This is a genomic window from Polaromonas sp. P1_G2 (assembly GCF_056405515.1).
Genome location: NZ_JBFUBY010001696.1, coordinates 1 through 367, shown reverse-complemented (window position 1 = coordinate 367; position 367 = coordinate 1). Strand labels below are relative to the sequence as shown.

1 pseudogene is annotated in these 367 nt (G+C 60.2%); it reads left to right on the top strand.

What is annotated here, in order from left to right:
• Positions 1–82 precede the first annotated feature (82 nt).
• Positions 83–367: pseudogene (locus tag AC1D0P_RS32160) on the top strand (hypothetical protein); the annotation flags it as partial.

Here is a 367-nt window from a genome sequence, read left to right as displayed (position 1 = left end):
GAAACAGGGTGAGTAGCCGCGGCTGAATATTCGCGCCGCCTCATGCGTCTAATCAGTACAAAGTTGAACAATGGAGTCTGCCATGCTGGCCGATGCCGACCTCCGCGCAATCCGCGATGCCGGGCTGATCGATGACGCGAAATTGGCTGATATCGCCAATTTTCTTGCCGCACGGCGCATGCCTGCGACGGCTGCCCCTGCTCCTCGTTTCGATCTCACCCATGTGCTCTGGTATGCCGGGGCGCTGATCGTCATCGGTGCGATGGGCCTGTTCACCAATGAAGCATTCAACCGCATGGGCGGATGGGCACTGGCCGGCTGCGGTGCTGCCTATCTCGTCGTCCTGCTGGCGGCTGGCGAATATCTC